The 21,416-nt window shown below is 65.4% G+C and carries 19 protein-coding genes; 7 read left to right on the plus strand and 12 right to left on the minus strand.

The features are described from left to right. Position 1: 1 nt before the first annotated feature. From KXD98_RS05650 to KXD98_RS05660, 3 genes are read right to left on the minus strand one after another with little or no spacing between them, the layout of a single operon-like run. Positions 2-943: a ferritin-like domain-containing protein gene (locus KXD98_RS05650; RefSeq protein WP_260762283.1), complete on the minus strand. Its 942-nt coding sequence runs from the start codon at positions 941-943 to the stop codon at positions 2-4. 8 nt (positions 944-951) lie between these two features. Beyond that, positions 952-1,806: an SDR family oxidoreductase gene (locus KXD98_RS05655; RefSeq protein ID WP_260765003.1), complete on the minus strand. Its 855-nt coding sequence runs from the start codon at positions 1,804-1,806 to the stop codon at positions 952-954. A 2-nt stretch (positions 1,807-1,808) separates the two neighbouring features. Next, positions 1,809-2,804 (minus strand): alpha/beta hydrolase, encoded by a 996-nt coding sequence (locus KXD98_RS05660; RefSeq protein ID WP_260762284.1) that lies wholly within the window; start codon positions 2,802-2,804, stop codon positions 1,809-1,811. A 169-nt stretch (positions 2,805-2,973) separates the two neighbouring features. Between KXD98_RS05660 and KXD98_RS05665 the strand changes: the two genes are divergently transcribed. Together KXD98_RS05665 and KXD98_RS05670 are read left to right on the plus strand one after the other, a co-directional pair. After that, on the plus strand, positions 2,974-3,669 hold the full coding sequence (locus tag KXD98_RS05665) for a hypothetical protein (protein ID WP_260765004.1): 696 nt from the start codon (positions 2,974-2,976) through the stop codon (positions 3,667-3,669). Between the two features lie 41 nt (positions 3,670-3,710). Next, positions 3,711-5,249 (plus strand): DNA polymerase Y family protein, encoded by a 1,539-nt coding sequence (locus tag KXD98_RS05670; RefSeq protein ID WP_260762286.1) that lies wholly within the window; start codon positions 3,711-3,713, stop codon positions 5,247-5,249. Here the strand turns inward: KXD98_RS05670 and KXD98_RS05675 are convergent. Further along, complete coding sequence (locus KXD98_RS05675; protein ID WP_260765005.1) at positions 5,240-6,217, minus strand: nucleoside hydrolase; 978 nt, start codon at positions 6,215-6,217, stop codon at positions 5,240-5,242. The genes KXD98_RS05670 and KXD98_RS05675 overlap by 10 nt on opposite strands. Positions 6,218-6,270: 53 nt before the next feature. After that, positions 6,271-8,274: an SDR family oxidoreductase gene (locus KXD98_RS05680; RefSeq protein WP_260762288.1), complete on the minus strand. Its 2,004-nt coding sequence runs from the start codon at positions 8,272-8,274 to the stop codon at positions 6,271-6,273. Positions 8,275-8,482: 208 nt separating this feature from the next. Between KXD98_RS05680 and KXD98_RS05685 the strand changes: the two genes are divergently transcribed. Genes KXD98_RS05685 through KXD98_RS05695 form a run of 3 tightly spaced genes read left to right on the plus strand, consistent with a single transcriptional unit; the run spans position 8,483 to position 11,456 of the window. Next, positions 8,483-9,703 carry a cytochrome P450 gene (locus tag KXD98_RS05685; protein ID WP_260765006.1) on the plus strand — a complete coding sequence of 407 codons (1,221 nt, stop codon included), beginning with the start codon at positions 8,483-8,485 and terminating at the stop codon, positions 9,701-9,703. Next, positions 9,700-10,128 carry a nuclear transport factor 2 family protein gene (locus tag KXD98_RS05690; RefSeq protein ID WP_260762290.1) on the plus strand — a complete coding sequence of 143 codons (429 nt, stop codon included), beginning with the start codon at positions 9,700-9,702 and terminating at the stop codon, positions 10,126-10,128. Before KXD98_RS05685 ends, KXD98_RS05690 begins: the two co-directional genes overlap by 4 nt. Before the next feature lie 29 nt (positions 10,129-10,157). Next, complete coding sequence (locus KXD98_RS05695) at positions 10,158-11,456, plus strand: cytochrome P450 (protein ID WP_260762291.1); 1,299 nt, start codon at positions 10,158-10,160, stop codon at positions 11,454-11,456. A gap of 5 nt (positions 11,457-11,461) precedes the next feature. Here KXD98_RS05695 and KXD98_RS28490 read toward each other — a convergent pair whose 3' ends face one another. Next, entirely contained in the window at positions 11,462-11,593 is a 132-nt protein-coding gene (locus KXD98_RS28490; protein ID WP_396882501.1) for a hypothetical protein, read from the minus strand. Positions 11,594-11,915: 322 nt separating this feature from the next. Between KXD98_RS28490 and KXD98_RS05705 the strand changes: the two genes are divergently transcribed. Then, positions 11,916-12,437 carry a hypothetical protein gene (locus KXD98_RS05705; protein ID WP_260762297.1) on the plus strand — a complete coding sequence of 174 codons (522 nt, stop codon included), beginning with the start codon at positions 11,916-11,918 and terminating at the stop codon, positions 12,435-12,437. Positions 12,438-12,445: 8 nt separating this feature from the next. On the opposite strand, the gene KXD98_RS05710 is transcribed toward KXD98_RS05705, so the two are convergent. Genes KXD98_RS05710 through KXD98_RS05735 form a run of 6 tightly spaced genes read right to left on the minus strand, consistent with a single transcriptional unit; the run spans position 12,446 to position 19,864 of the window. Next, positions 12,446-13,903, minus strand: a complete 1,458-nt coding sequence (locus KXD98_RS05710) for an MCE family protein (protein WP_260762299.1) — start codon at positions 13,901-13,903, stop codon at positions 12,446-12,448. After that, positions 13,903-15,129, minus strand: a complete 1,227-nt coding sequence (locus KXD98_RS05715; RefSeq protein ID WP_313901287.1) for an MCE family protein — start codon at positions 15,127-15,129, stop codon at positions 13,903-13,905. The genes KXD98_RS05710 and KXD98_RS05715 overlap by 1 nt, the downstream gene beginning before the upstream one ends. A 35-nt stretch (positions 15,130-15,164) precedes the next feature. Further along, entirely contained in the window at positions 15,165-16,562 is a 1,398-nt protein-coding gene (locus KXD98_RS05720; RefSeq protein WP_260762305.1) for an MCE family protein, read from the minus strand. Continuing rightward, positions 16,546-17,649, minus strand: coding sequence for an MCE family protein (locus tag KXD98_RS05725; protein WP_260762306.1), 1,104 nt, complete (start codon positions 17,647-17,649; stop codon positions 16,546-16,548). The genes KXD98_RS05720 and KXD98_RS05725 overlap by 17 nt, the downstream gene beginning before the upstream one ends. Beyond that, a complete protein-coding gene (locus KXD98_RS05730; protein ID WP_260762307.1) occupies positions 17,649-18,668 on the minus strand; it encodes an MCE family protein in 1,020 nt (339 codons plus the stop codon). The genes KXD98_RS05725 and KXD98_RS05730 overlap by 1 nt, the downstream gene beginning before the upstream one ends. Positions 18,669-18,670: 2 nt before the next feature. Beyond that, the gene (locus KXD98_RS05735; protein WP_260762308.1) at positions 18,671-19,864 is read right to left on the minus strand and encodes an MCE family protein; all 1,194 of its coding nucleotides are present in this window, start codon (positions 19,862-19,864) and stop codon (positions 18,671-18,673) included. 628 nt (positions 19,865-20,492) lie between these two features. Between KXD98_RS05735 and KXD98_RS05740 the strand changes: the two genes are divergently transcribed. Next, positions 20,493-21,368 carry a MaoC/PaaZ C-terminal domain-containing protein gene (locus KXD98_RS05740; RefSeq protein ID WP_260762310.1) on the plus strand — a complete coding sequence of 292 codons (876 nt, stop codon included), beginning with the start codon at positions 20,493-20,495 and terminating at the stop codon, positions 21,366-21,368. Positions 21,369-21,416: the final 48 nt, after the last annotated feature.

A 21,416-nucleotide genomic window follows, 5' to 3' on the forward strand; every position in this document is an offset into this window, starting at 1 on the left:
GTCAGGCCGCCGGCTCGTGGGTGAGCTCCTTGAACCAGCTCGGGATCGGTTTCAACAGCGCCTTGGGGTAAAGATCGGAAGCCCACACCATGGAGTTGGCCAGCAGGTGGTAGGGGTGGCGCGGTTTGACCACCATGGCGGCGTGCCGGCGCAACACCCGGTAAGTGGGCACCCGGTGGGTGTGCTCCCCGCGCTCGCCGAGTGTCTGGAACCGCTTGACTGCGTTGTAGAGGCGCTCGGGTTCCAGTCCCATGCCGACGATTTCATTGCGGATCCGGTTGAGCAGCGGGATGTACATCACCGCTCCGAGGATCAGGCCGGGAGTGGCGACGTTGCCGATGAACTCGATGGCCAGCCGGCGCAGATCGGCGTGGCCGATCATGTTGAGTACCTCGAAATCAACAGCAATATGCCGGGATTCGTCGTTGTTGATCTTCTCGAAAACCTGGTGACAGACCGGATCGTGTACCTCTTCGAGCAGGAATTTCAGCAGTGCGCCGTCGAGGGCGACCTCAAGCATCGGGATCACCGTGCCCAGGATGGACAACGACATGTCGTCGGCGTAGGTGTCCAGCCAGTCCATCGCCAGCCGGATGTTGACGTTGGGTTCGGGCATCTCCACCTGCCCATCTCCCGCCGCTCCGTCGTCGAGCATGCCCCAGCGTTTCATCAGCGCCAGTTCGGCATTGGCATGTCGCTGCTCTTCGGCGTGGAAGTAGCGGTAGATCTCGGCGATCGTCGGGGTGGGAGCTTTCTTGGCCAGTGCGGCGAATCCGCGCGCACCGATGTTCTCGATCCAGCACAGATCGGCCATGAACGCTTTGAGTTTGGGGCGCTGTTCGTCGGTGATCAGTTCTGCACCCGGGGCGTCCCAGTCGATGTCGGCCAGTGCCCACTGCCGGTCTTTGATCTTCGCCAGCATGGTGTCCATGTCGATCGCCATTGATCCTCCTAGGTGGTGACGCGGGTGGTCAGGCCGGCGGCGCGGGTGTACACCGTCGGGGTGAAACGTTTGATCCCCCAACCGATCCGAGCTTCGGGCTGTGGCATGCAGTACAGGCCACCGCGGTCGAGGGTGTCCAGGCACGTGCGCGCGACCCGCTCGGGGGAGAAGCCGATCCAGCGCATCAGTTGTTCGGCGAGGTCTCGGGACTGCGCCGAGATGACACCGGCATCGCCACCGGATGTGACGATGTTGGTCTTGACGAACGTCGGGCACAGCACCGTGACGTTGACCCCGGTGCCGGCCAGCTCGGCGGCCAGGGTCTCCGACAGCGACAGGGTGCCTGCCTTGCTGACGTTGTAGGCGGCCATGCCGGGCGCGGCGCCGAACGCCGCCGCGGACGCGACGTTGATGATGCCCGCCGGGCGGCCGGCCTCCCGCAGGATCGGGGCGAACACATGACATCCGTGGATCGGGCCCCACAGGTTGATCTCCAGGACCCGTTGCCAGACGGCGAGGTCGGTGGCTCCGATGACGGTGCCACCGGCGCCGACGCCGGCGTTGTTGATCACCAGCGTGGGTGGCCCGCCGAACCATGACTGCGACTCCTCGGCGAGTCGACGCACCTCGGCGACGTCGGTGACGTCGCACCGCAGCGCATGAGCCTGGGCGCCGCCGGCGCGCAGGGTGTCGGCGGTGGTCGAGGCGGCGTCGGGGTCGATGTCGCTGCAGACCACCCGCCCGCCGCGGCGGGCCAGCTCGGCGGCGAAGGCGGCCCCGATACCGCTTCCCGCGCCGGTGATCACCGCGTCGGCGGCCTGAGTACGTTTGGTGCGCAACGGCAATCCCGGAATGCTGAGCATGGTCAGCACGCCCGCTCGATGTCTGCGTCGCGCAAGGCGTCGGTGATGAATGCGGCGATGGTTCTCATCGCGGGTGCGGCTTCGGGTGACATCCGGGGCAGCGCTTGAAAGACATGCACCTGGTCCGGCCAGATCTGTAGTTCACACCGGCTGCCGGCGGCACGCAGGTCCTCGGCCAGCGCGATGGCATCGGCGGCGAGCATCTCCGCACCGCCGGCCTGGATCAACGTCGGGGGCAGGATACGCCCGGTGGCGACGTCGAGAGCCAGTCGCGGATGGTCGGTCTCGACGCCGTGGCAGTACAGCCTGACCAGCCGGACGGCATGGTGGGAACGGATGGTGGGGTCGGGGCGGGTGTGTTCGCGGGATCGGGCCAGCGTGAATGTCAGGTCGATCAGCGGGGAGAGCAGCACCAGTGCGGCCGGGTGGCGAATGTCTGGCTGGAGCAGCAAGTCCACCGAGAGATGTCCGCCCGCGGAGTCACCGGCCACCACGATGCGTTCCGGGGCGATCTCGCAGTGTTCGGTGAGCCAGTCCCAGCCGCGGCGGACATCCTCGGCGGCGGTGGGGAATCGGTGCCGGGGTGCCAGCCGGTAGTCGACGCTGAAGACGGGCAGACCGGTCAGGCGTGACAGCCAGGACGCCAGCCGCCGGTGGGTGCGGGTCGAGCACAGCGCGTAGCCGCTGCCGTGGACGAAGTAGACCGTCGCGGTGGTGGTGTCACCGGAAACCCCTCGGCCCCAGACCCATTCGCCGCGCAGGCGATGTCCGTCGGCGGTTCTGACGTCGACCTGCTCGACGCGGGTGCCGGCCAGTGAGGGCCCGAATGCATCCATGAGTCGGGCGACGATCTGGCGGGACGCCCACAGGCCCCACGGTTGTCCCGGGGGAAGCGCTGCGCTGATCTGGCGCAGGGTCAGGCTGCTCAGTGCTGCGGCACTGCGTGACTGCCAGGAACCGCGGCCGGACGGTGACGGCGCTGTCTCGTCGAAGGGCATGTGACGGATGCAACCCGCAATAGCGACATTTGTCAATGTCACTATTTGGCATTGGCACTGTGTGTCGGTTGACGCTTGTCGGCGGGTGGGTGTTTACTGGCTGAATCGAACAAAGTTTCGAACAACGGATGTGTCGGATGGTGTGAGAGGTGCTGTTGTGACGACGCCAATGGGTCAGAAGAGGTGCTCGGTCACGCGTGCTGAACAGGTAGAACAGCTTCGAAAGCAGATGGCCTCGATCTCCGGCAAGGTGGGCGTCAGCCGTCGGGCCGCGGTTCCCGTCGTTGAGCGGTCGTCGCCGCCAGATTCTTTGCTGACGGACCCGGATTCCTTGCCCGAACCGCTGGCCGAGATGCTTCCGACGTCGTTGCCACGGGGCATGGTGGCGGTGGTGTCGGGTGCCCGTTCCCTTCAGCTCGGTCTGGTGGCGGCGGTCACCGCCTCCGGGGGCCACGTGGCCATCATCGGCCAGCCGGACGTCGGACTGCTGGCCGCTGTCGAGATGGGCGCCGATCTGAGCAGGATCGCGGTGATCCCCGAACCGGGGGCCGATCCGGTCGAGGTGGCCGCGGTGTTGATGGACGGGATGGACCTGGTGGTACTGGGTCTGGGTGGTCGTTGTGTACCGGCGACGCGGGCCAGGGCATTGGTGGCGAGAGCCCGGCAGCGTGGGTGCACCCTGCTGGTCGCCGACGGCGACTGGCAGGGTGCGTCCACCCGGCTGGAGGCCCGGGTCAGCGGCTACGAGATCACCGGTGGCCGGGGTGGGCAGCCGGTCCCGGGGTGTGGGCGGATCGGCCGGGTGCGGTTGGCCACCCGCGCTCGCGGCCGGTTCGCGGGCCCGGCGCGCGCCGTGGGCAGCTGAGCGGGCCGGTGGAACAGAGCAGGGTCCTTGCACTGTGGTGCATGGACTGGCCGGCGGTCGCGGCGGCGGCCGCCGCCGAGCTGCCTGCCACGGTCCCGGTGGCGGTCACCCTGGCCAACCGCGTCATCGCCTGCTCGGCAGCCGCCCGGGCAGCCGGAGTTCGTCGGGGGCTGCGCCGACGGGAATCGCAGGCCCGCTGCCCGGAACTGCACGTCGTCACCGCCGACCGCACCCGCGATGCCCGGTATTTCGAGCGGGTGACCGCAGCGGTCGACGAGCTGGTTCCGCGGGCTGAAGTGCTGCGCCCGGGGCTGTTGGTGCTGGCGGTGCGCGGCGCGGCCCGCTACTTCGGATCCGAACAGGCCGCTGCCGAACGTCTGGTCGACGCGGTGGCCGCAGCAGGTGCCGAGTGTCAGGTCGGCATCGCCGATCAGCTGCCCACAGCGGTGTTCGCTGCGCGGGCGGGTCGCATCGTCGCCTCCGGCGCGGATGCGGCGTTTCTGTCGGAGCTGTCGGTCCGGCAGCTGGCATCCGAGCCGAGTCTTTCCTCGGCCCCGCGTGATGACCTGGTGGACCTGTTGTGGCGGATGGGAATTCGAACCATAGGGCAGTTTGCCGCACTGTCCCGCAGTGATGTCGCGTCCCGTTTCGACGCCGACGCGGTGATCGCGCACCGGGTGGCTCGCGGTGAGCCGGCCCGCGGTCCGTCCGGGCGGGAACCGGACGACGAGCTCGATGTGATGATGCAGTGCGATCCGCCCATCGACCGGGTGGACGCGGCGGCCTTCGCGGGACGATCGTTGGCCGGGATGCTGCACCGCAGCCTGGCCGCGGCGGGGGTGGGGTGTACCCGGCTGGCCATCCACGCCGCCACCGCCAACGGCCGGGAACTGGAACGGGTATGGCGGTGCGCCGAACCGTTGACCGAGGACGCCACCGCCGACCGGGTGCGCTGGCAACTCGACGGCTGGTTGAACTGCCGTACCGAGCACGACCGGCCGGGTGCGCCGATCACACTGCTGCGGTTGCGTCCGGTGGAGGTGGTCTCGGCCGAGGCGCTGCAGTTACCGCTGTGGGGCGGTGTGGGTGAGGAAGACAGGTTGCGCGCGCGCCGGGCACTGGTCCGGGTCCAGGGTCTGCTCGGCCCGGACGCCGTCCGGGTTCCGGTGCTCAGCGGGGGCCGCAGTCCCGCCGAGCGCATCACCTTCACCCCGCTCGGCGACGAGGTGGTTCCGCAGGCCGATCCCCGGCAGCCGTGGCCCGGTCAACTGCCCGAGCCGTCACCGACGGTATTGCTCGACGACCCGATCGAGCTCTTCGACGCCGACGGGGAACCGGTGCGGGTCAGCGGGCGGGGATTGTTCTCCGCGGACCCGTTCCGGCTGGTCGCCGCGGGGCGATCGGGCCGGGTGTCCTGGTGGGCCGGTCCCTGGCCGGTCGACGAGCGTTGGTGGGATCCGGTCCCGACCAGAAGCGGTAGGGCGGTCAGGGCGCAGGTCCTCATCGGTGCGGATCCGCCGCAGGCGCTGCTGCTGTGTTACCGGCAGCGCCGGTGGTACCTCGAAGGTGCCTACGAGTAGTGCCGCCGCCGGGCGAACGCGCCCACCCGCGCGGTGAACCGATCGAAAAATGCCGCGGGATCCACATCGACTCCGATGTGCGCATTGGGTTTTCGTCCCCAGCGCCGACTCCAGTCGGCGATCGTCATGCCGCGGGTCAGCGTGCCGGTCAGCTCCACGTCGACCGGGGCGGGGCGACAGCGCACCAGATCGGGGTCCAGCGCGACCGCGGCGGCCAGCGGGTCGTGCAGGTGTGCCAGATACCCTTCGCCGCAATCGTGATGGAACTCGAAGTAGAACCGCATGGCGTCCTCCAGCACCCGGATCACCGGGTTGGACGCCGTGGATCGCGTTCCCCGCTCGTCGTGCTCGGACAGCGGTGCCGACGACGATCCGGCCGCGCCGGCCAGCGCCTCCAGCAGCGCCGGGGTCATCATGATGTTCTCGGTCAGATTGAGGCCCAACACGATCGGCGACACATCAGCCTCGGCGCAGGCTGCGAACACCTCGGCGGCCGACTCCGGGTCGACGCTGACGTTCCACTCGGCCACCGGTGTGGTGTTGCCGCGATAGTCGAACGCGCCGCCCATGATGACCAGTCGCTTCATCGATCGGGGCAGCATGGGCTCGGCGCGCAGTGCCAACGCCAGGTTGGTCAATGGACCGGTCGCGACGGCGATCAACTCACCGGGATGTGCGCGGGCGGCTCGGATCCAGGCCTCGGCGGCGTCGTAGGGCGTCAGACCGTCCGTCGGGTCCGGCAACCGGGCATAGCCCAGCCCTTGCGGTCCGTGGGTGTCCTCGGCGGTGCGCAGCGCGGCGCTCAGCGGTACTTCTGAGCCCCGCGAGACGGGCACTCCGGTCACGCCGCACAGCGCCAGCAGGCCCAGGTTGTTCTGGCACACCTGGTCCACGCCGACATTTCCCGCCGTCGAGGCGATACCGACGACGTGGGCCTCCGGGCTGCCGAACAGGTACACCAGCGCCATCGCATCGTCGACACCGGTGTCGACGTCGACGAACACCGGCTGACGCAGCGGGTTCACCAGTGCACACCGGGCACCAGTCGCACCGCCGCCTTGACCGGGCGGGGCACCCGCAACGACGGGACCGACGCGGACCGCGGCCGGCGCTTCCGCGAACTCGACTGGCGTACAGGGGTTTCAGTCATTCCACGTGCCGCGGCCGAGTCCGGGAAGCCCAACGACAGCTGGTGCAGGACACGTCGCGCGAGTTTGGGCGCCAGATAGCTGCCGACGTCGGCGAAGGTACCGATCGGGGTGTCGATGCGGGTCGGCTTGTCGACCAGCGCGCGGACCACCATCGCCGCGGCGTGTTCGACCGAGATCGCCGGGGCCGGGTTCAGCCGGCCCGACGGTGCGATCATCGGCGTCTTCACCAGCGGCATGTGGATCGTGGTGAACGTGATGTGGTCGGATAGTGTTTCGCCGCCGACCACGTCGGCGAACGCGTCCAGCGCGGCCTTGGTAGGGATGTAGGCACTGTAGCGCGGGTTGCGGGCCTGTGCCCCCGCCGAGGACACGTTGACCACGTGGCCGAACCGGCGTTCGCGCCAGTGCGGCAGCAGGGCAAGCACCATCCGCACCGCGCCGAAGTAGTTGACCGCCATCACCCGCTCGTAGTCGTGCAGCCGGTCGGTCGACGAGTACACCGACCGGCGGATCGACCGTCCGGCGTTGTTGACCAGGTAGTCGACATGGTCGAACCGGCCGAGGATGTCCTTGACGGTGTGCTCGACGGCACCGGAATCGGTGACGTCGCAGGTGAATGCGTGTGCTGTCCCGCCGCCGGCCCGGATCTCGGCGATCAGTTCATCGAGGGCCTGCCCGTCGCGGGCCAGCGCGAACACGGTGGCCCCGCGGGCGGCGACCGCCATCGCTGAGGCCCGTCCGATCCCGCTGGAGGCGCCGGTGATGATCACGTGCTTGCCGACCAACGGGCCCGCGGGGTCATCGCGGCGAGCGCGGTCAGGATCGAGATGCTCGGCCCAGTACTGCCACAACTGCGCTGCGTAGGATGCGAACTCCGGAACCGTGATTCCACTGTCGCGCAATGCTTCCGCGGCCCGGTCGCAGGTGAAGGTGGGTGCCAGCTCGGCCACGTCGAGGACTTGGCCGGGTATCCCCAGTTGGGTGGCAGCCATGTTGCGGACCACCTTGGTCCGGCCGCTGGCCCGCAGCACCGGGGCGGCGGCTGCCCGTGGCAGCGACCCGACCAGCACGGGCAGCCCGGCTGCCGGGGCGACTGCCCGGTAGATGCCGCGCAGGCTGATCGATGTCGGCGCGGTCAGGTGGAAGGCCCGGCCGTCGCCGCCTGGGTGGTGCATGAGTGCGGCCATCGCGTCGACGACGTAATCGACGGGCACGATGTTGGTGCGTCCGGCGGCCGGGACGACCATCGGCGTGAATCGGGGCAGCACTGCCAGCTTGGCCAGCAGGCCGAAGAAGAAGTACGGGCCGTCGATCTTGTCCATCTCACCGGTTCGGGAATCGCCGACGACGACCGCGGGCCGGTAGATGCGAAACCTCAGTCCAGGAGTCGACCGCACCAATTGCTCGGCCTCGAACTTGGTCTGGTGATACGGCGTCGGTAGCTCTTGGCCGAGGTCGAAGTCGTCCTCGGTGAAGACGCCTCGATAGGTCCCGGCGACCGCGATCGAGGACACGTGGTGCAGGGTGGCGTCCCACCGACAGGCCAATTCGACGACCGCTCGGGTGCCGTCGACGTTGGCTGCCCGCTGCTGTGGCGCCGGGGCGGTCAGGTCGTAGATCGCGGCGCAGTGCACGACATGGTGCACGGTGCCGATCAGGTCGATGGTGTCTGCGGTCAACCCGAGCGCGTCGGCGGTCAGGTCGCCGACGAGGGGGTGCACTCGGCCGTCCCAGTCGCGGGCCAACCGTTCGAAGCGGCTCAGCGACTCGCGACGGACCAGCACATGGACGGCTTCGGTGTCCGGCAGGGTCAACAGGCGGGACACCAATCGGCGGCCGATAAACCCGGTACCGCCGGTAACGACATAGCGCATTCCGACATGCTCACGTCTTCGGCGACAAAGGTCAACACCTGGCTTCGGTTCCGTCCGCGAGCAGCGCCGGACAGAATGGCAACCCCACTCCCTCAGACGTTCATCGTGAGCCTGCACTCGGCGCTGAGACCGGGGACATCTCATTGGATAATGGAACACATACTGTTAATCTGTTACACATGCTGACGAGGTGGGGACTCCCCGCGAGATGACCATCGATCAGACGAATCCCGCCGTCGAATTCTTCGACGATGCCTGCATCCAGGATCCGTATCCGCTGTATGACCGGTGGAGAGCCCGAGGTCCGGTTCACCGGGTCGGCGACTCATCCTTCTTCGTGGTGTGCGGGTGGGACGAGGCAAACGAGGTCATCGCGCATCCGGAAGTGTTCTCGTCGAACCTGACGGCGACGATGACCTACTCGGCCGAGCACGGGGTGGGTTCGTTCGAGATGGAAGGCCTCGGCGGATCGTCGCATGTGCTGGCCACGGCGGACGACCCGGTGCACGCCGTGCACCGCAAGATGCTGGTACCGCACCTGGCGGCCAAGCGGATCAGGGCTGCCGAAGATTTCGTGGCCAGGACAGCCGATGACTTGCTGGCTCAAGGAGTCGCCCAGGGTCGCATCGAGTGGATGGATGCGGTGGCGAACCGGTTACCCATGATGGTGGTCGCGCGGCTGATCGGCGTACCCGATCAGGACGTCGACATGCTCATCGCGTCGGGGTACGCGACGACCCAACTGCTGGACGGTCTGGTTTCTCCCGAACAGCTTGCGGCTGCCGGTGCCGCTGCGATCGAGCTCAGCGGGTACATCAGCGAACACTTCGACCGCGCGGCGACCGAGCCGGCCGACAATCTGCTCGGTGACCTCGCCACGCTCTGCGCGGCAGGCGAACTCGACGACAACGCCGCGCGCATCATCATGCTCACCCTGTTCAGCGCCGGTGGAGAATCGACGGCCTCGCTGTTGGGCAGTGCCATGTGGTTGCTGGCCACCCGGCCCGAGATCCAGCGCCGGCTGCGGAGCGAGCCTGAGTTACTCGCCGCCTTCATCGAGGAAGCGTTGCGGTACGAACCTCCTTTTCGCGCACACTATCGCCACGTCGTGTCCGACACTTCGCTCGGCGGTGTCCGCTTGCCGGGTGGATCTCGCCTGCTGCTGCTGTGGGGTGCGGTCAATCGTGATCCGGCCCAGTTCGAGCATCCGAACGAGTTCCGCCTGGATCGCCCGAAATCTAAAGGGCACATGACTTTCGGGAAAGGTGCGCATTTCTGCGTCGGCGCGTCGCTGGCCCGGTTGGAAGCGATGACGGTACTGCGCAAGGTTCTGGACCGCACCCAGTGGATCGAACCGGTGGCGGTAGGACGCTGGCTACCCAGCATCCTGGTCCGGCGCCTGGATCGTCTGGAACTCGACGTCAGGTGAGCAGTCCGCCGGAGATGGTCGATTTGGTGGCCCAGGCCGAACTCTCACAAGCCAAGGCGCGCTATTGCCGTCTGCTGGACACCAAAGACTGGCTCGCCGTCGCCGAGTTGATGACAGAGGGGATCATCGTCGACCTGGATGCGGGAAACCCCTCCTCGGTGCCGATCGTGGGCCGCGAGAACGTGTTGTCCGCCTTCCAGTCCTCCGTCGCGGACGCGCGCACCGTGCATCAGGTGCATTCTCCGGAATTCGAGTTCGTCGACGACGAGGCGCGGGTGATCTGGGCGGTTCAGGAAAGGGTGGTGTGGCAGAACGGGACATCACTGACGGCTTTCGGGCATTATCACGACCGGTGGATCCGCTTGGACGGCCATTGGCGGATCGTCGAGCTTCGGCTGGAACACCTGATCATGGATTTCGCGTGACAACGCCGAGATGAAGAGGGAAGTGGTTCGTGGCGAGTCCACAACAGACAGCTGAGCGCGGCGCGTTCGCAGGGGCACTCGCCTCGGCGGCCCGCCTCAACACCGTTGCAGCGCTGAGGGACTGGCGGCGAGGATACTCGGGCTGGACCGGGGCCATCAACACGGACTACGACCCGCTGGACCGCGCGGTCGCCGCGCAACCGTTTGATGCCATCCGGGAATTACACAGGGCCGGCGGTGTTCACTACAACCCGAAACGAGCCACCTGGATTCTGGTTCGGCTCGCCGATGTTCGCGCGGCACTGCGCGATACCGACGCGGTCACCAGCATCGAGGGCGTCACGCGGGTGAAAGTCGCGGCGCCGGTGCTGGTGTTGTCCGATGGCGCCGACCACACCCGGCTGCGCAAACAGGTGCAACCAGCCTTCAGTAGGGGCGCGATGGCCGTCTGGCAGGACATGATCGACGCGCTGGCGGCCGACCTGGTGGCAAAGGTACTGGCCGAACCCGGATGCGATGTCGTTCAGCGGCTCAGCATTCCGATGCCGATTCGCGTGATCGCGAACATCCTCGGCGTCCCCGAAGCGGATGTGGATCGATTTCGGGCGTGGTCGGAGGCCGGCATGCACATCGTGGACTTCGAACCGACCCGCGGCGGAATCGTGCGCTCCGCGAAAGCAATGGCATCATTGGCGCGACTGCGGCGCTACTTCATGAAACAGTTCGCCCGCGGCGGCCTTAAGGGCACAGACACCGTGTTCGGGAGGCTGTTGGCGCACAACGACGACGGATCGTTGACCGACGACCAGCTGTTTCTCATCGCGACACTGTTGCTGATTGCCGGAAATGAGACGACGACGAATCTGCTGGGCGGGATGTTCGACACGTTGGCGCGCAACCCGGATCAATTCGACATGATCCGCGCTGACCCCGAACTCATCCCGATGGCGGTCGAGGAACAGTTACGCATATCCAGTCCCATCCAGAATCTCTACCGGTACACCCGCGCGGACTACCGAGTAGACGGGGTGACCATCCCGGCCGGGTCCAGGGTGATGTTGAACTTTGCCGCGGCAAATCGAGATCCGCTGGTGTTCGACGATCCGGACACCTATCGTGCCGATCGAAACCCGCGCAGTCACATCGCTTTCGGCCACGGCGCGCACATGTGCATCGGGGCTCCGCTGGCGCGAATGGAAGCGCAGGCGGTGTTGCGCGAACTGGTCAGACAAACATCGGCCATCAAGGCTGCCGGTCCGACCACGTGGTCGACGAACACGTCGCTCCGGGGTCCGGTACGCCTGCCCATCACGCTGACGCGTACGTAGCGGACCTAGTCGTTCTTGGCCCGCCACAACGGCTTTCCGTCGAGTGCCTGGCAGAACAGATAGCGGCCGTCGAGGCCCTGGGCAACAGAGTTTTCGTACCCCTGGCACAGCGAGTTCTCCATTTTGACGCCCCGCATGGGCAGGGAGCGGAAGTATCGGGGCTCGTATCGCCGCGGAGAGCCGCAGAACACCAGTCGGCCCCAAGAGGTCGTCCCGAAGACGTAATACTCGGTGTTGTCACACTGCGCACCTAGGGTGACACCACCCCGGATTCCCGGAGTGCAGAAGGCGTCGTGGCATTCCTGTGCGCGGGCTTGTCCGGCAGGCCCGACTGTCAATCCAGCACACAGTGTTGCCACGACAATCGCGACAGACGTCGCCGACAACCGCATGCGGGCAGCTTACCGCCTCTGCTCGATCGCGGGACAAATATTCACGATATGTTCTATCGTTTAAAGCATGGCGATGGGATCCCGGCGGCAGGGCCTCTTGGTGACGGCTGTCGTCAGTCTTTGTCTGCTTGGGCAATTGAACGTTCCGGTCGCCCACAGTGTCGACCCTGAGCTGGCGTTGAATGGCACGTACACCGCCGTTTCCAACGGTGAATGGGCAAAGAGGAACGAGGTCTACTTCGACCAGCAGACGGTGCGCAGCACGTGGACCATCGTGTCGTCCTGTTCGGATTCGCAGACATGCTTCGGCCATATGCACAGCGACCAAGGTTGGACGGCCGAGATCTCCTTGGTATCCAACATGTGGAGCGTGCGCCGAGAGATTCCGGACTGGGTGCCGTGTCCCGATGGAACCGCCTATCCTGGCCGGCAACTGTTTCGCTTCGCTCCGGCGGGTCCGGCCGGCCGCCGCGTTGTCGGCTCGCCCGTACTCAGTGGCGAGGATGTGACGGCCGGGCCCGCGGGCGCGTGCGGGGTCGGCCAACCCCTGGTGATCCGTATCCCGTTTCGGCTGGAAAAAGTTGGCTGACAGCTGATCTAGTTCGGCATCAGGTCTCGCCACGACTCCGGTGCTGCCCCCGAGGCCAAGTCGGACTGCTGGTGGGTCCGGCCGTCGGGGGTGACGTACCGTCCCGACGCCGGATCGTACTGTGCGAAGGCCAGCGGACCTTCAGATGTAGTCTGCGGCAGCGGTGTGCCCTCTACGGGGCCGTAGAGACCGTCTCCCGGCAAGATGCGGTCATCCGGCGGAATTCCCTGAGCGATGGCGTTCGGGTCGATCGGATTGGGTCCCAGCGCATGCTGGCGCAGGGCCAGCGGCTGATAGCTTTGATCGCTCCGACAGATCTCGACGGTCGGTGCCCGTTTCCCCGGATTCTCCATGCAGGGGGTGTTGCGGGCGCCCCGGACAGCGATCGGTGAATCTTGGGGCAGCTTGCAGAAAAGGTTGTCGGGTGTGTCGATGTCGGTGTGGTCCGCCGGGGATCGCCACTGCGATGCCGGCAGAAAGCCGACGGTACAGGCGGGCGGATCGCCGCTGGTGGCGGTGAAATCGCCCAGCGGCCATCCGGTCGGATTGTTCCAAGGCAGGGCGAACCCCTGCAGGGCGGCGATGTAGGGCGGGAAGAGCACGAGGAGCTGCTCGACCCCCGGCCGATAGGTCACCGCGATCTGGCCGACGGTGGTCAGATTGGCCAGCAGCAGAGGAAGCGTCGGTCTGACATCAGCGAGCAGACGTGCCGCCTCGTCGGCGGCCCCGGGACCGGCCTGCAGGATGTTCCGTACGGCGGCGTCGTTCTCATCGATCTGGCGGGTGATTCCGGCGAGGTTGCTCGCCCACTGGCGCAGGGAATCCGTTGTCTGCCGTTGGGCTTCGAGCAGCGGCACACTGTCGTCGGTGAGCGCGCTCGCCGCGTCGGCGTTGGTCCGAAGAGATTCACTGAGCGTGGCGGAGGAGTCGATGAGTGACCCCAAGTCGAAGTCCGCTCCGCCGAGAGCCTGGGAGGTCTCATCGAGCAGGTCGGCGATCCGGTCTTTGGGAATGCTGCCCAACAGCGCACTCATCTGATCGAGCATCGGCCCGACCTTCTGCGGCACAGTGACGTCGACTGCCGGTATGACAGACCCCTCGCCCAGGTACGGCCCGCTGTCGGTGCGCGGCCTCAGGTCGACGTACTGCTCTCCCACCGCCGACACGCTTCGCACCTCGGCGCTCAGATCGGCAGGGATTCTCGGGGCGGTCTGCAGACTGAGCTTCGCTCGCGGACCATTCGGGGTCAAGTCCAGCTCGGTGACCTTGCCGACTTGGACGCCGCGCACGGTGACATTGCTGAAGCGATAGAGGCCGCCACCCTCGGGAAGTTCCATCGTCACCGTGTAGCGCCCGATCCCCAACAACATCGGCGCTTGGATGTAGACGACAACCATCGCGGTGACTCCCAGCACCGACACGATAGAGAACAGCACCAGTTGGAGGCGGACCAGTCGACTGAGCATCAGGGTGTTCCTGAGTAGGGACCCGCGAAGATCTGATCCTGTTGCGGTGCAGGATCGCCGGATCGCCAACTGTTCGGCGGCGCGACGGGGAGCACCGGGCCGGCGAGTATAGGTGCCGGCTGAATACCGGCTTCCGGTGGTTGGGGTGCCGCGGTAGCCGACTCGGAGATCGTGCTGCCGAGCGGATCGTAGGTGTAGTTCTCGTGCCACGGATCGCCGGGGGCGGGTATCAACCGCGCCTGAGGCTCGCCGAATCGGGTGCCGAGCGCCAACGTTCGCTTGATGCGGGGATACGTCAGGTCCAGCGTGACGAACAAGTTCATGAAGTCCCCCTTCATGCCGCGGTCGATGACGTTCTGAGTGAAAGGGAACGTCGTCAGATAGGCCAGCACAGTGTCGAGGTCGGGGCCCAGATCGGCGACGGAAGCCAAGATGGGTTCCAGGTTCTGCAAATTCCGGATGAGATCGTCCTGGGTGTCGTTGATCAGTCCCGTGGCAGAGTCACTGAAGGTGCGTAGACGATCCAATGCTGTGATGATCTGGGGCCTTTCGCGCACCAGAACGTCTAACGCAGCGGGAATCTTGCGGATCGCCGCGTCGATGGTGCCCGAACTTTCGGCCAGGGTCCTGCTCAGCTTGTTGAGTTCTTCGAATGTGACGACCACATCCTGACGCTGATCTGCCAGCACACCGGCGATCTCATCCAGACGGGTGAGCAGATTGCGGACTTGCTCCTCGCGTCCGGACAGCGCAACGCTCGATTCGTGGATAATGTCGCTGATCTGCCCCAGACCACCGCCGTTGACGATGGTCGACAGTGACGACAAGGTCCGCTCGGTGGAGGGAAAGGTCGAGGATCTGTTCAGCGGTAGTGTCGCGTTGGGCGCCAGACGACCGCGAGGTTGCTCACCCAGCGGAGGGTTCAGTGCGAGGTGCATCGATCCGAGCAAGCTGGTCTGGCCGACGGTTGCTACCGCATTCTCGGATACCATGACATCCGGCCTGACGGACACCTCCACGGTGGCGTTCCAATTGTCGACGTCAAGCTTGGCCACACTGCCGACTGTCACATCAGAAATCAAGACCGGCGAGTTGGGCTCCAAAGTACCGACATTCGCGATCTCGACGAAGTAGGTCACGGCGTTGCCGTCGCGGCCGACCGTCCCGGGCAGAGGCAGCGAATTGAGACCCTGAAAGGCGCAGCCTGTGGTGACGCCGGCCATCATGGTGCACAGCGCAACCCGACCCAGAGCCTTGGATTTCACGGATTCGGTACCTCCGGTCCGGCGGCTGTCGGCTGCGGTAATGGGGCTTCGGCGGCACCGTGCGGCACCGAGTTCGGCAAGATGAGATTGTCGACTGTTGCGGGCTCGGCCGCAGCAGGGCCGGGTGGGGGGCCGTAACCGGGGGGTGGCGGAACGTCCCCGCTGCCGGTGTATGCAGACACCGCGGGCGGAGTCTCGGCCGGCCCTGCCGGTGTTCCTGGTCCGCCGGGAGCCAACCGGGGATCGGAGTACACGAGGTTCTGTGGTTCGGCCACCGCGCTGAGAAACGGGTTGATCGGAATCGGCAGATAGTTGAAGTTCGCCAACCGTAATGCCGGGCCGAGGTACTCGGCACACAACCGCGCGGTCTCGGGTGCGGTGGCGTTCTCTACTGCGCCGATGCCCGAGCAGAGGAATTGAACGGGATTGGAGAAGTTCTGGAATACGAAGGAGCCAACGAAGGTTCCGGTGTCGGGGTTGTACATGTTGTAGGTGTTCGCCAGCGCCGTGGGAGCGCTGTGCAAGATGTTCTCGACTGATGTCCGCTGCTCGACAAGCACGGCCGTGAGGTCGGCAAGACGTTCGATCTGCTCGCTGGTCTGGGCTCGACTTCCCGCAATGAACCGTTGGGCGTCGTCGATGGCGCTGGAGAGCGTGCTCAGAGCAGAATCGAGATCGCTCCTGCTGTCGTTGACGACCGCGGTCAGGGACGCGAAGCGATCTTGAAACTGCACTATCTGAATATTGCTGTTGCGCAGCGCCGATACGAAGCGCTGCAGATTGGTGACGATGTCGACCAGGTCACCGCTGCCTTCGGCGAAGATCCGGCCTGCCGCAGACAGCTGCGCGAGTGTTTCGCGAAGCTTGGCGCCGTTGCCGTCCATTGCATCTGCTGCACTGTTGATGAATCGCGATACCGAGGTTTGGTCGTCAGGCGAGGTCGGGCCCAGGTCTTCGGAGATCCGCGCCAACTGTTCTTTGACCTCATCCCATTCCACCGGAACTGCCGTGCGCTCCTGGGGGATGACTCCACCGTCGGGCATCGTCGGCCCCTCGGCGTCGTAGGCCGGCGCCAGCTGCACATAGCGAGCGGCGACGAGATTGGGAGCGACGATGATCGCCTGGGCATCGTCGGGTATCGATACGCCCCGGTCGATGTCCATCGCGATCTTGACCTGCGTCCCCTCGGACTCGATCGAGGTGATGGTTCCGACCTTCACGCCGAGGACACGAACCTGGTCGCCAGGGTAGATGGCAGTGGCGGAGGAGAAATACGCAAAGATCGTCGACGGCGCGAAGAACGTCTGGCGCACCAGGAATGCCGAGGATGCGGCGAGCAGCACGACCAGGGCCGCAGCAGTCCCGGTCATCACGCGTCTACGGGTTGCCGTCATCGGGGAGATCTCCTGGTTGCGGAATGCCGTTGACGGGGAAGGGCAGTTCTGCGCGGGGACCGGCGTTGTCCGGTGGCTGGCCGGCGTTGACGCCCCGACGGAACCCGAAGGCGTAGTCGAGGAAGGGCTGCAGGAACTGCGATGGGATCAGGTTGGCGACGAACGCATTGTAGTAAGCACCAGAGGCGATCGTTTCGCCCTGAGTGCGCTGAAACTTCTCAAGTCCGGGTAGCGCCGCGGCGATGTTGTCGCGATTCTTCTGCAGCATTGCGTTGACGGAGTTGAGCTTCTCCAACATCGGGGCCAATTCGGCTTCGTTGTCAGCGACCAGGCCTGAAATCTGTTGAGATACCGCGGATGTGTTGGCGAGAAGGTTGGCAATGGCCACCCGCCGATCGACAAGTACTGCCATCAGATCGTTGGCGTTGAGGATCAGGGTGTTGACTTGCTCGCTTCGATCCGAAAGTACCCGTGTGACATCGGCTGAGTTCGCCAGAAGTTGTGCGATGTCGTCGTTGCGCTCGTTGAGCATCCGTGACACCCGCGTCAGGCCCTCGAATGTGGGTCCCAACTGAGGGGCGATCTGGTCGAGCGTCTGCGCCAGTACGTCCAGTGACTGGTTGACGTCGGTGGTGTCAGTCTCGGCGATCTGCGATGAAAGATCACCTACCGCTTCGTTGAGAGAGTAGGGAGATGAGGTTCGTGTCAACGGGATCTCGGTTGAGGAGTCCAGTACGCCGTCGCCGGCTGACTGCAAGGTCAGTGTCCGCTCTCCGAGCAGCGACCCTGTGCGGATGTGGGCGGTGGTGTCGCGCCCGAAAGTCACGGTGGCGTTCGCGGCGAAGCCGACTCTGACGCGATCTCTGTCCAGGGTGACGCTCGTGACGTGACCGACCTTGATGCCCGAGACCACGACATCGTTGCCGGCTTGCAAGCCACCGGCTTCTGCGAACAGGGCCTGGTAGCGGACGTCGGTAGCCAAAGACAACAACCGTTCCGGTTGTAGGCCCACCAAGATGACGAGCACGACGACGACGACGCCGATGAAACCGGCTCGGATGAGATGTCTACCCTTGTATTTCAGCATCAGGAGTCTGCACACCTTCCTGCGCCCTGGTTCTTGACCCAGGGGAAGACCGCGGTCTGTCCCTCCAGGTCGCTCACGCGCAGCGTGATGCCACACAGGTAGTAGTTGATCCAACTACCGTATGCACCGAGTCTGACCAGCTTCCTGAAGTTGCCCGGCGCCTTCTGCAAAGCGACGTCGATCTTGTCTTTGTCGGCATCGAGAGGCACAGAGAGACGACTCAGTTGGTCGACGGTGGCTGCCAGTGGCGGACGCCCATTCGTCAGCAGATCGGTCAACGACGCGGTGCCTTTTTCCAGAGAATCGATCGATGCGCCGATCGGATCGCGCTCGGTGGAAAGGCCGGCAACGAGTTCGTCGAGACGCTCGATCGTGTCGGAGAATTGGTGGCTGTCTTTGGCCAGGACGGCGGTCAAGTCGCGGAGATTCTCGATGACCTGCGCAATGACGTCGCTGTGGTCGGACAGAGTCGAGGTGAATGTGGAGGTTCTGGACAGCAGGGACTCCATCACGCCGCCCTGACCTTGGAGCGCCTGCAGAAGAGATGAGGTGAGTAGGTTGATGTCCTGGGCGTCGAGTCCCTGGGTTAAGGGTCGCAGGCCGCCGAGAAGCAGGTCGAGATCCAGTGCGGGTGCGGTGCGCTCGGCTGGGATCTGCGCTCCTGCAGGGAGAGTCAGCGTTGATCCGGGCGAATCTAGTAGTTCGAGATACCGATCACCCACCAAGTTCAGATAGCGTACTTCCGCACGGGTGCCGACCGTCAGCACCACCTTGCGCTCGGCGTCGAAGGACACCAGAACCGTCTTGTCCGGGCGTAGCCGAACATCAGCGACGGTCCCCACGCGGACGCCGGCTACCCGAACCGAATCCCCGCTCTTCAGCCGTGCGACATCGTTGAATACCGCTGAGTAGTTGTTGGTTTCGCCGCCCCGGTAGTCGGCGAAGATCAGCACCAGAAATGCCGTCAGAAGGCCCATCACGGCAGCGAACGCCAGAAACTTGATGCCTGATCTGCGCATGTCTACCCCGGCATTCCGATCTGCGAGGAGTTGCGGGGAGGTCCATCGATAGGTCCGAAGAGAAGTTGCTTGAGGCCGTCGGAGTTCAGGATGATGCCGTCGTTGCCGTACCGCCACCTGTTGCCGCCGATGTCGGTGACCAGGAATGGCGAGATCTCCTGCGGTTGAAGAACCGGCATACCCACCTTGTCACAGTTCGATCCGCCGCCCGCCGCCACTTTGGGAAGGTCTCCCGGGTATCGGTATCGCTCGATCCCCCAGGTGAATCCGATCGACACCATGATGCCCGGCTCTGGTAGCGGAACTCCCTGCGTGAACGGCACCAGTCCGTGCAGCGTGCAGTCGACGTTCTGGCGGTACTGGTAGAGCAGGTCTGTCGTGGGCGCGAGTATCTGGAGAAGGTCGGTGAGCGGTTGCCGGTTCTCTGTCAGCACCGTGGTGCCGATATCGCCGAATCCGATGGTGCTCACCAGGAGTGCGTCGAGATCGTGCTGCTGATCAACGAGAGTCTCGCTGATCCGGGTAGAGTGCGCCAGCGTGTCGACGAAGTCGGGTGCGGCGTCGGCGTAGGCGGATACCACGGTCGGCAACGCCGACAGATCGCGGCTCAGATTGGGAATGCTGGGGCCGAATCGTGTCAGGAAGGCGTCGAGGTCGGCAAGCATCTGGTTGATCTTCTGGCCACGGCCGTCCAGCGCTCGGGAGAGGTGACCGAGCGTCTCGTTGAGTTGGACGGGGTCGATGGTGTCGAGAAGGGTGGTCAATCGTTCGAATACCGTGTTGATCTCGACGGTGACGCGGTCACCGTGAAGCACTTGCCCGGCCGAGAGCGCAGACGACAGTGGCCGCGACGGCGGAACAAGGTCGACGAACTTCGCTCCGAAAACGGTCGAGGATGTGATGTCGACCTCGACGTCGGACGGGATCATCGCCATCTGTCGAGGGTTCAACTCGAGATGCAACGCCGAACGCCCGTCTGGCAGGAGCTCTATGGACCCGACCCTGCCGACGGTGATGCCCTGCATCTTGACTTTGGCATCGGGATTCATCACCAGGCCGGCGCGCTCGGACAGCACGGTGACGGTGGCGGTCCTGGTGAGATCGCCGCGAAACAGCACCACGGAGAGCGCAGCTACGATTACCACCGAGGTGACCAAAGCCAGTCCTGCGAGAACGCGGGCGCGGTCGCTGTTCAAGTCGACTCTCAGCCCGACCGGTGGGGATTGTCGTTGGAGCCATAGATCGACTGTGACACCGGCAGCGCGGGTCGCTGGACGGAGTCGACTTCGAACGCCATCATCGCCACCCGCGCCACGAACCGAGACCGCTCAAGGAACTCACACCACTGGAACGGCTGTATGGAGAGATGAAATATGCTGTGCCCAAAAAATATCCAGCGACATGGCCACCCTTCGGGTCCAGCGTGCGGGCACCGACACGCGTGATGGCTTGGGTGGGGAAACGACTGCCGCCGACCGCGACCCGCTCACTACGCATGCTGAACAATATAGCAAGATATGTTCTATTGACAATGCCATTTGGGACGAGCCCGATGGATCGGCCTCGTCCCCGTCTCCGTCTGCATCCGTGTTGTTCGCCCCGCTGTTCCAGGAGATTTGAGCCAGTCGTGTGGCGAAGGTACCGAGATTGCATTCGCGTCCGTTTCAGGGCTGAGCTACAGACATAACAACAGATGGTGTCCTAATGATCGGTTTCCACGCCGGTCCTGCGATCTGGTGGGATCGGCAGGCTGTGGTCGTCACATCAGCACAACTGCCGCCCGCGCAGTGTCCCCGTGTCCTGCGTCGCGCTAATCTCACGCGCATGCCCATCGACGCGCAGGCCATCGGCGCCACCACCGACCCCCAACTCTTCGAATGGTCGGACCGCGACACTCTGCTCTACGCGCTCGGGGTCGGCGCCGGCGTCGGCGATCTGGCGCTGACCACCGAGAACAGCCATGACGTCGTGCAGCAAGTGCTGCCGACCTACGCAGTGATCGCGTGTTCGCCGTTCGCAGCGGCTGCGCGGATCGGCAGCTTCGACTTCAGCCGGCTGCTACACGGATCGCAGAGCATCCGGGTGTTCGCGCCGCTGCCACCCGCCGGCCGGCTCAGCGTCGTCACCGAGGTCGCCGACATCCAGGACAAGGGCCCGGGCAAGAACGCCGTCGTGATGCTCAAAGGCACCGGCACCGATCCCGAATCCGGCGCCAAGTTGGCCGAAACGCTGTCCACCCTGGTGATTCGCGGTGAAGGCGGGTTCGGTGGCCAGCCAGGTCAGCGCCCGGTCGCCCCGCAGATCCCCGACACCGCGCCGGACGCGGCGATCGAGCTGAGCACCCGCGAGGACCAGGCGTTGATCTACCGGCTCTCGGGTGACCGCAATCCGCTGCACAGCGACCCATGGTTTGCTCAGCTGGCCGGTTTCGACAAGCCGATCCTGCACGGATTGTGCACCTACGGGGTGGCCGGGCGGGCGTTGGTCGCCGAGCTCGGGGGTGGGGACGCCACCAGGGTGACCGCGGTGGCGGCACGGTTCACCTCGCCGGTTTTCCCCGGAGACACCCTGCGGACCGCCATCTGGCGGGTCGGGCCGGGCCGGGCGGTGTTCCGCACCGAAGCGCTGAGTCCGCGGGGTGCCGACGCCGCTGGCACCCGGGTGGTTCTCGACGACGGGGAAGCCGAGTTCGTCTCCTGAACAACCTGGGCAACGGTTTGCTGGGCTGGTAGCCTTCCGCTGAGAGCA

Origin of the sequence: Mycobacterium sp. SMC-4, assembly GCF_025263265.1 — a bacterium.
Classification (GTDB): domain Bacteria; phylum Actinomycetota; class Actinomycetes; order Mycobacteriales; family Mycobacteriaceae; genus Mycobacterium.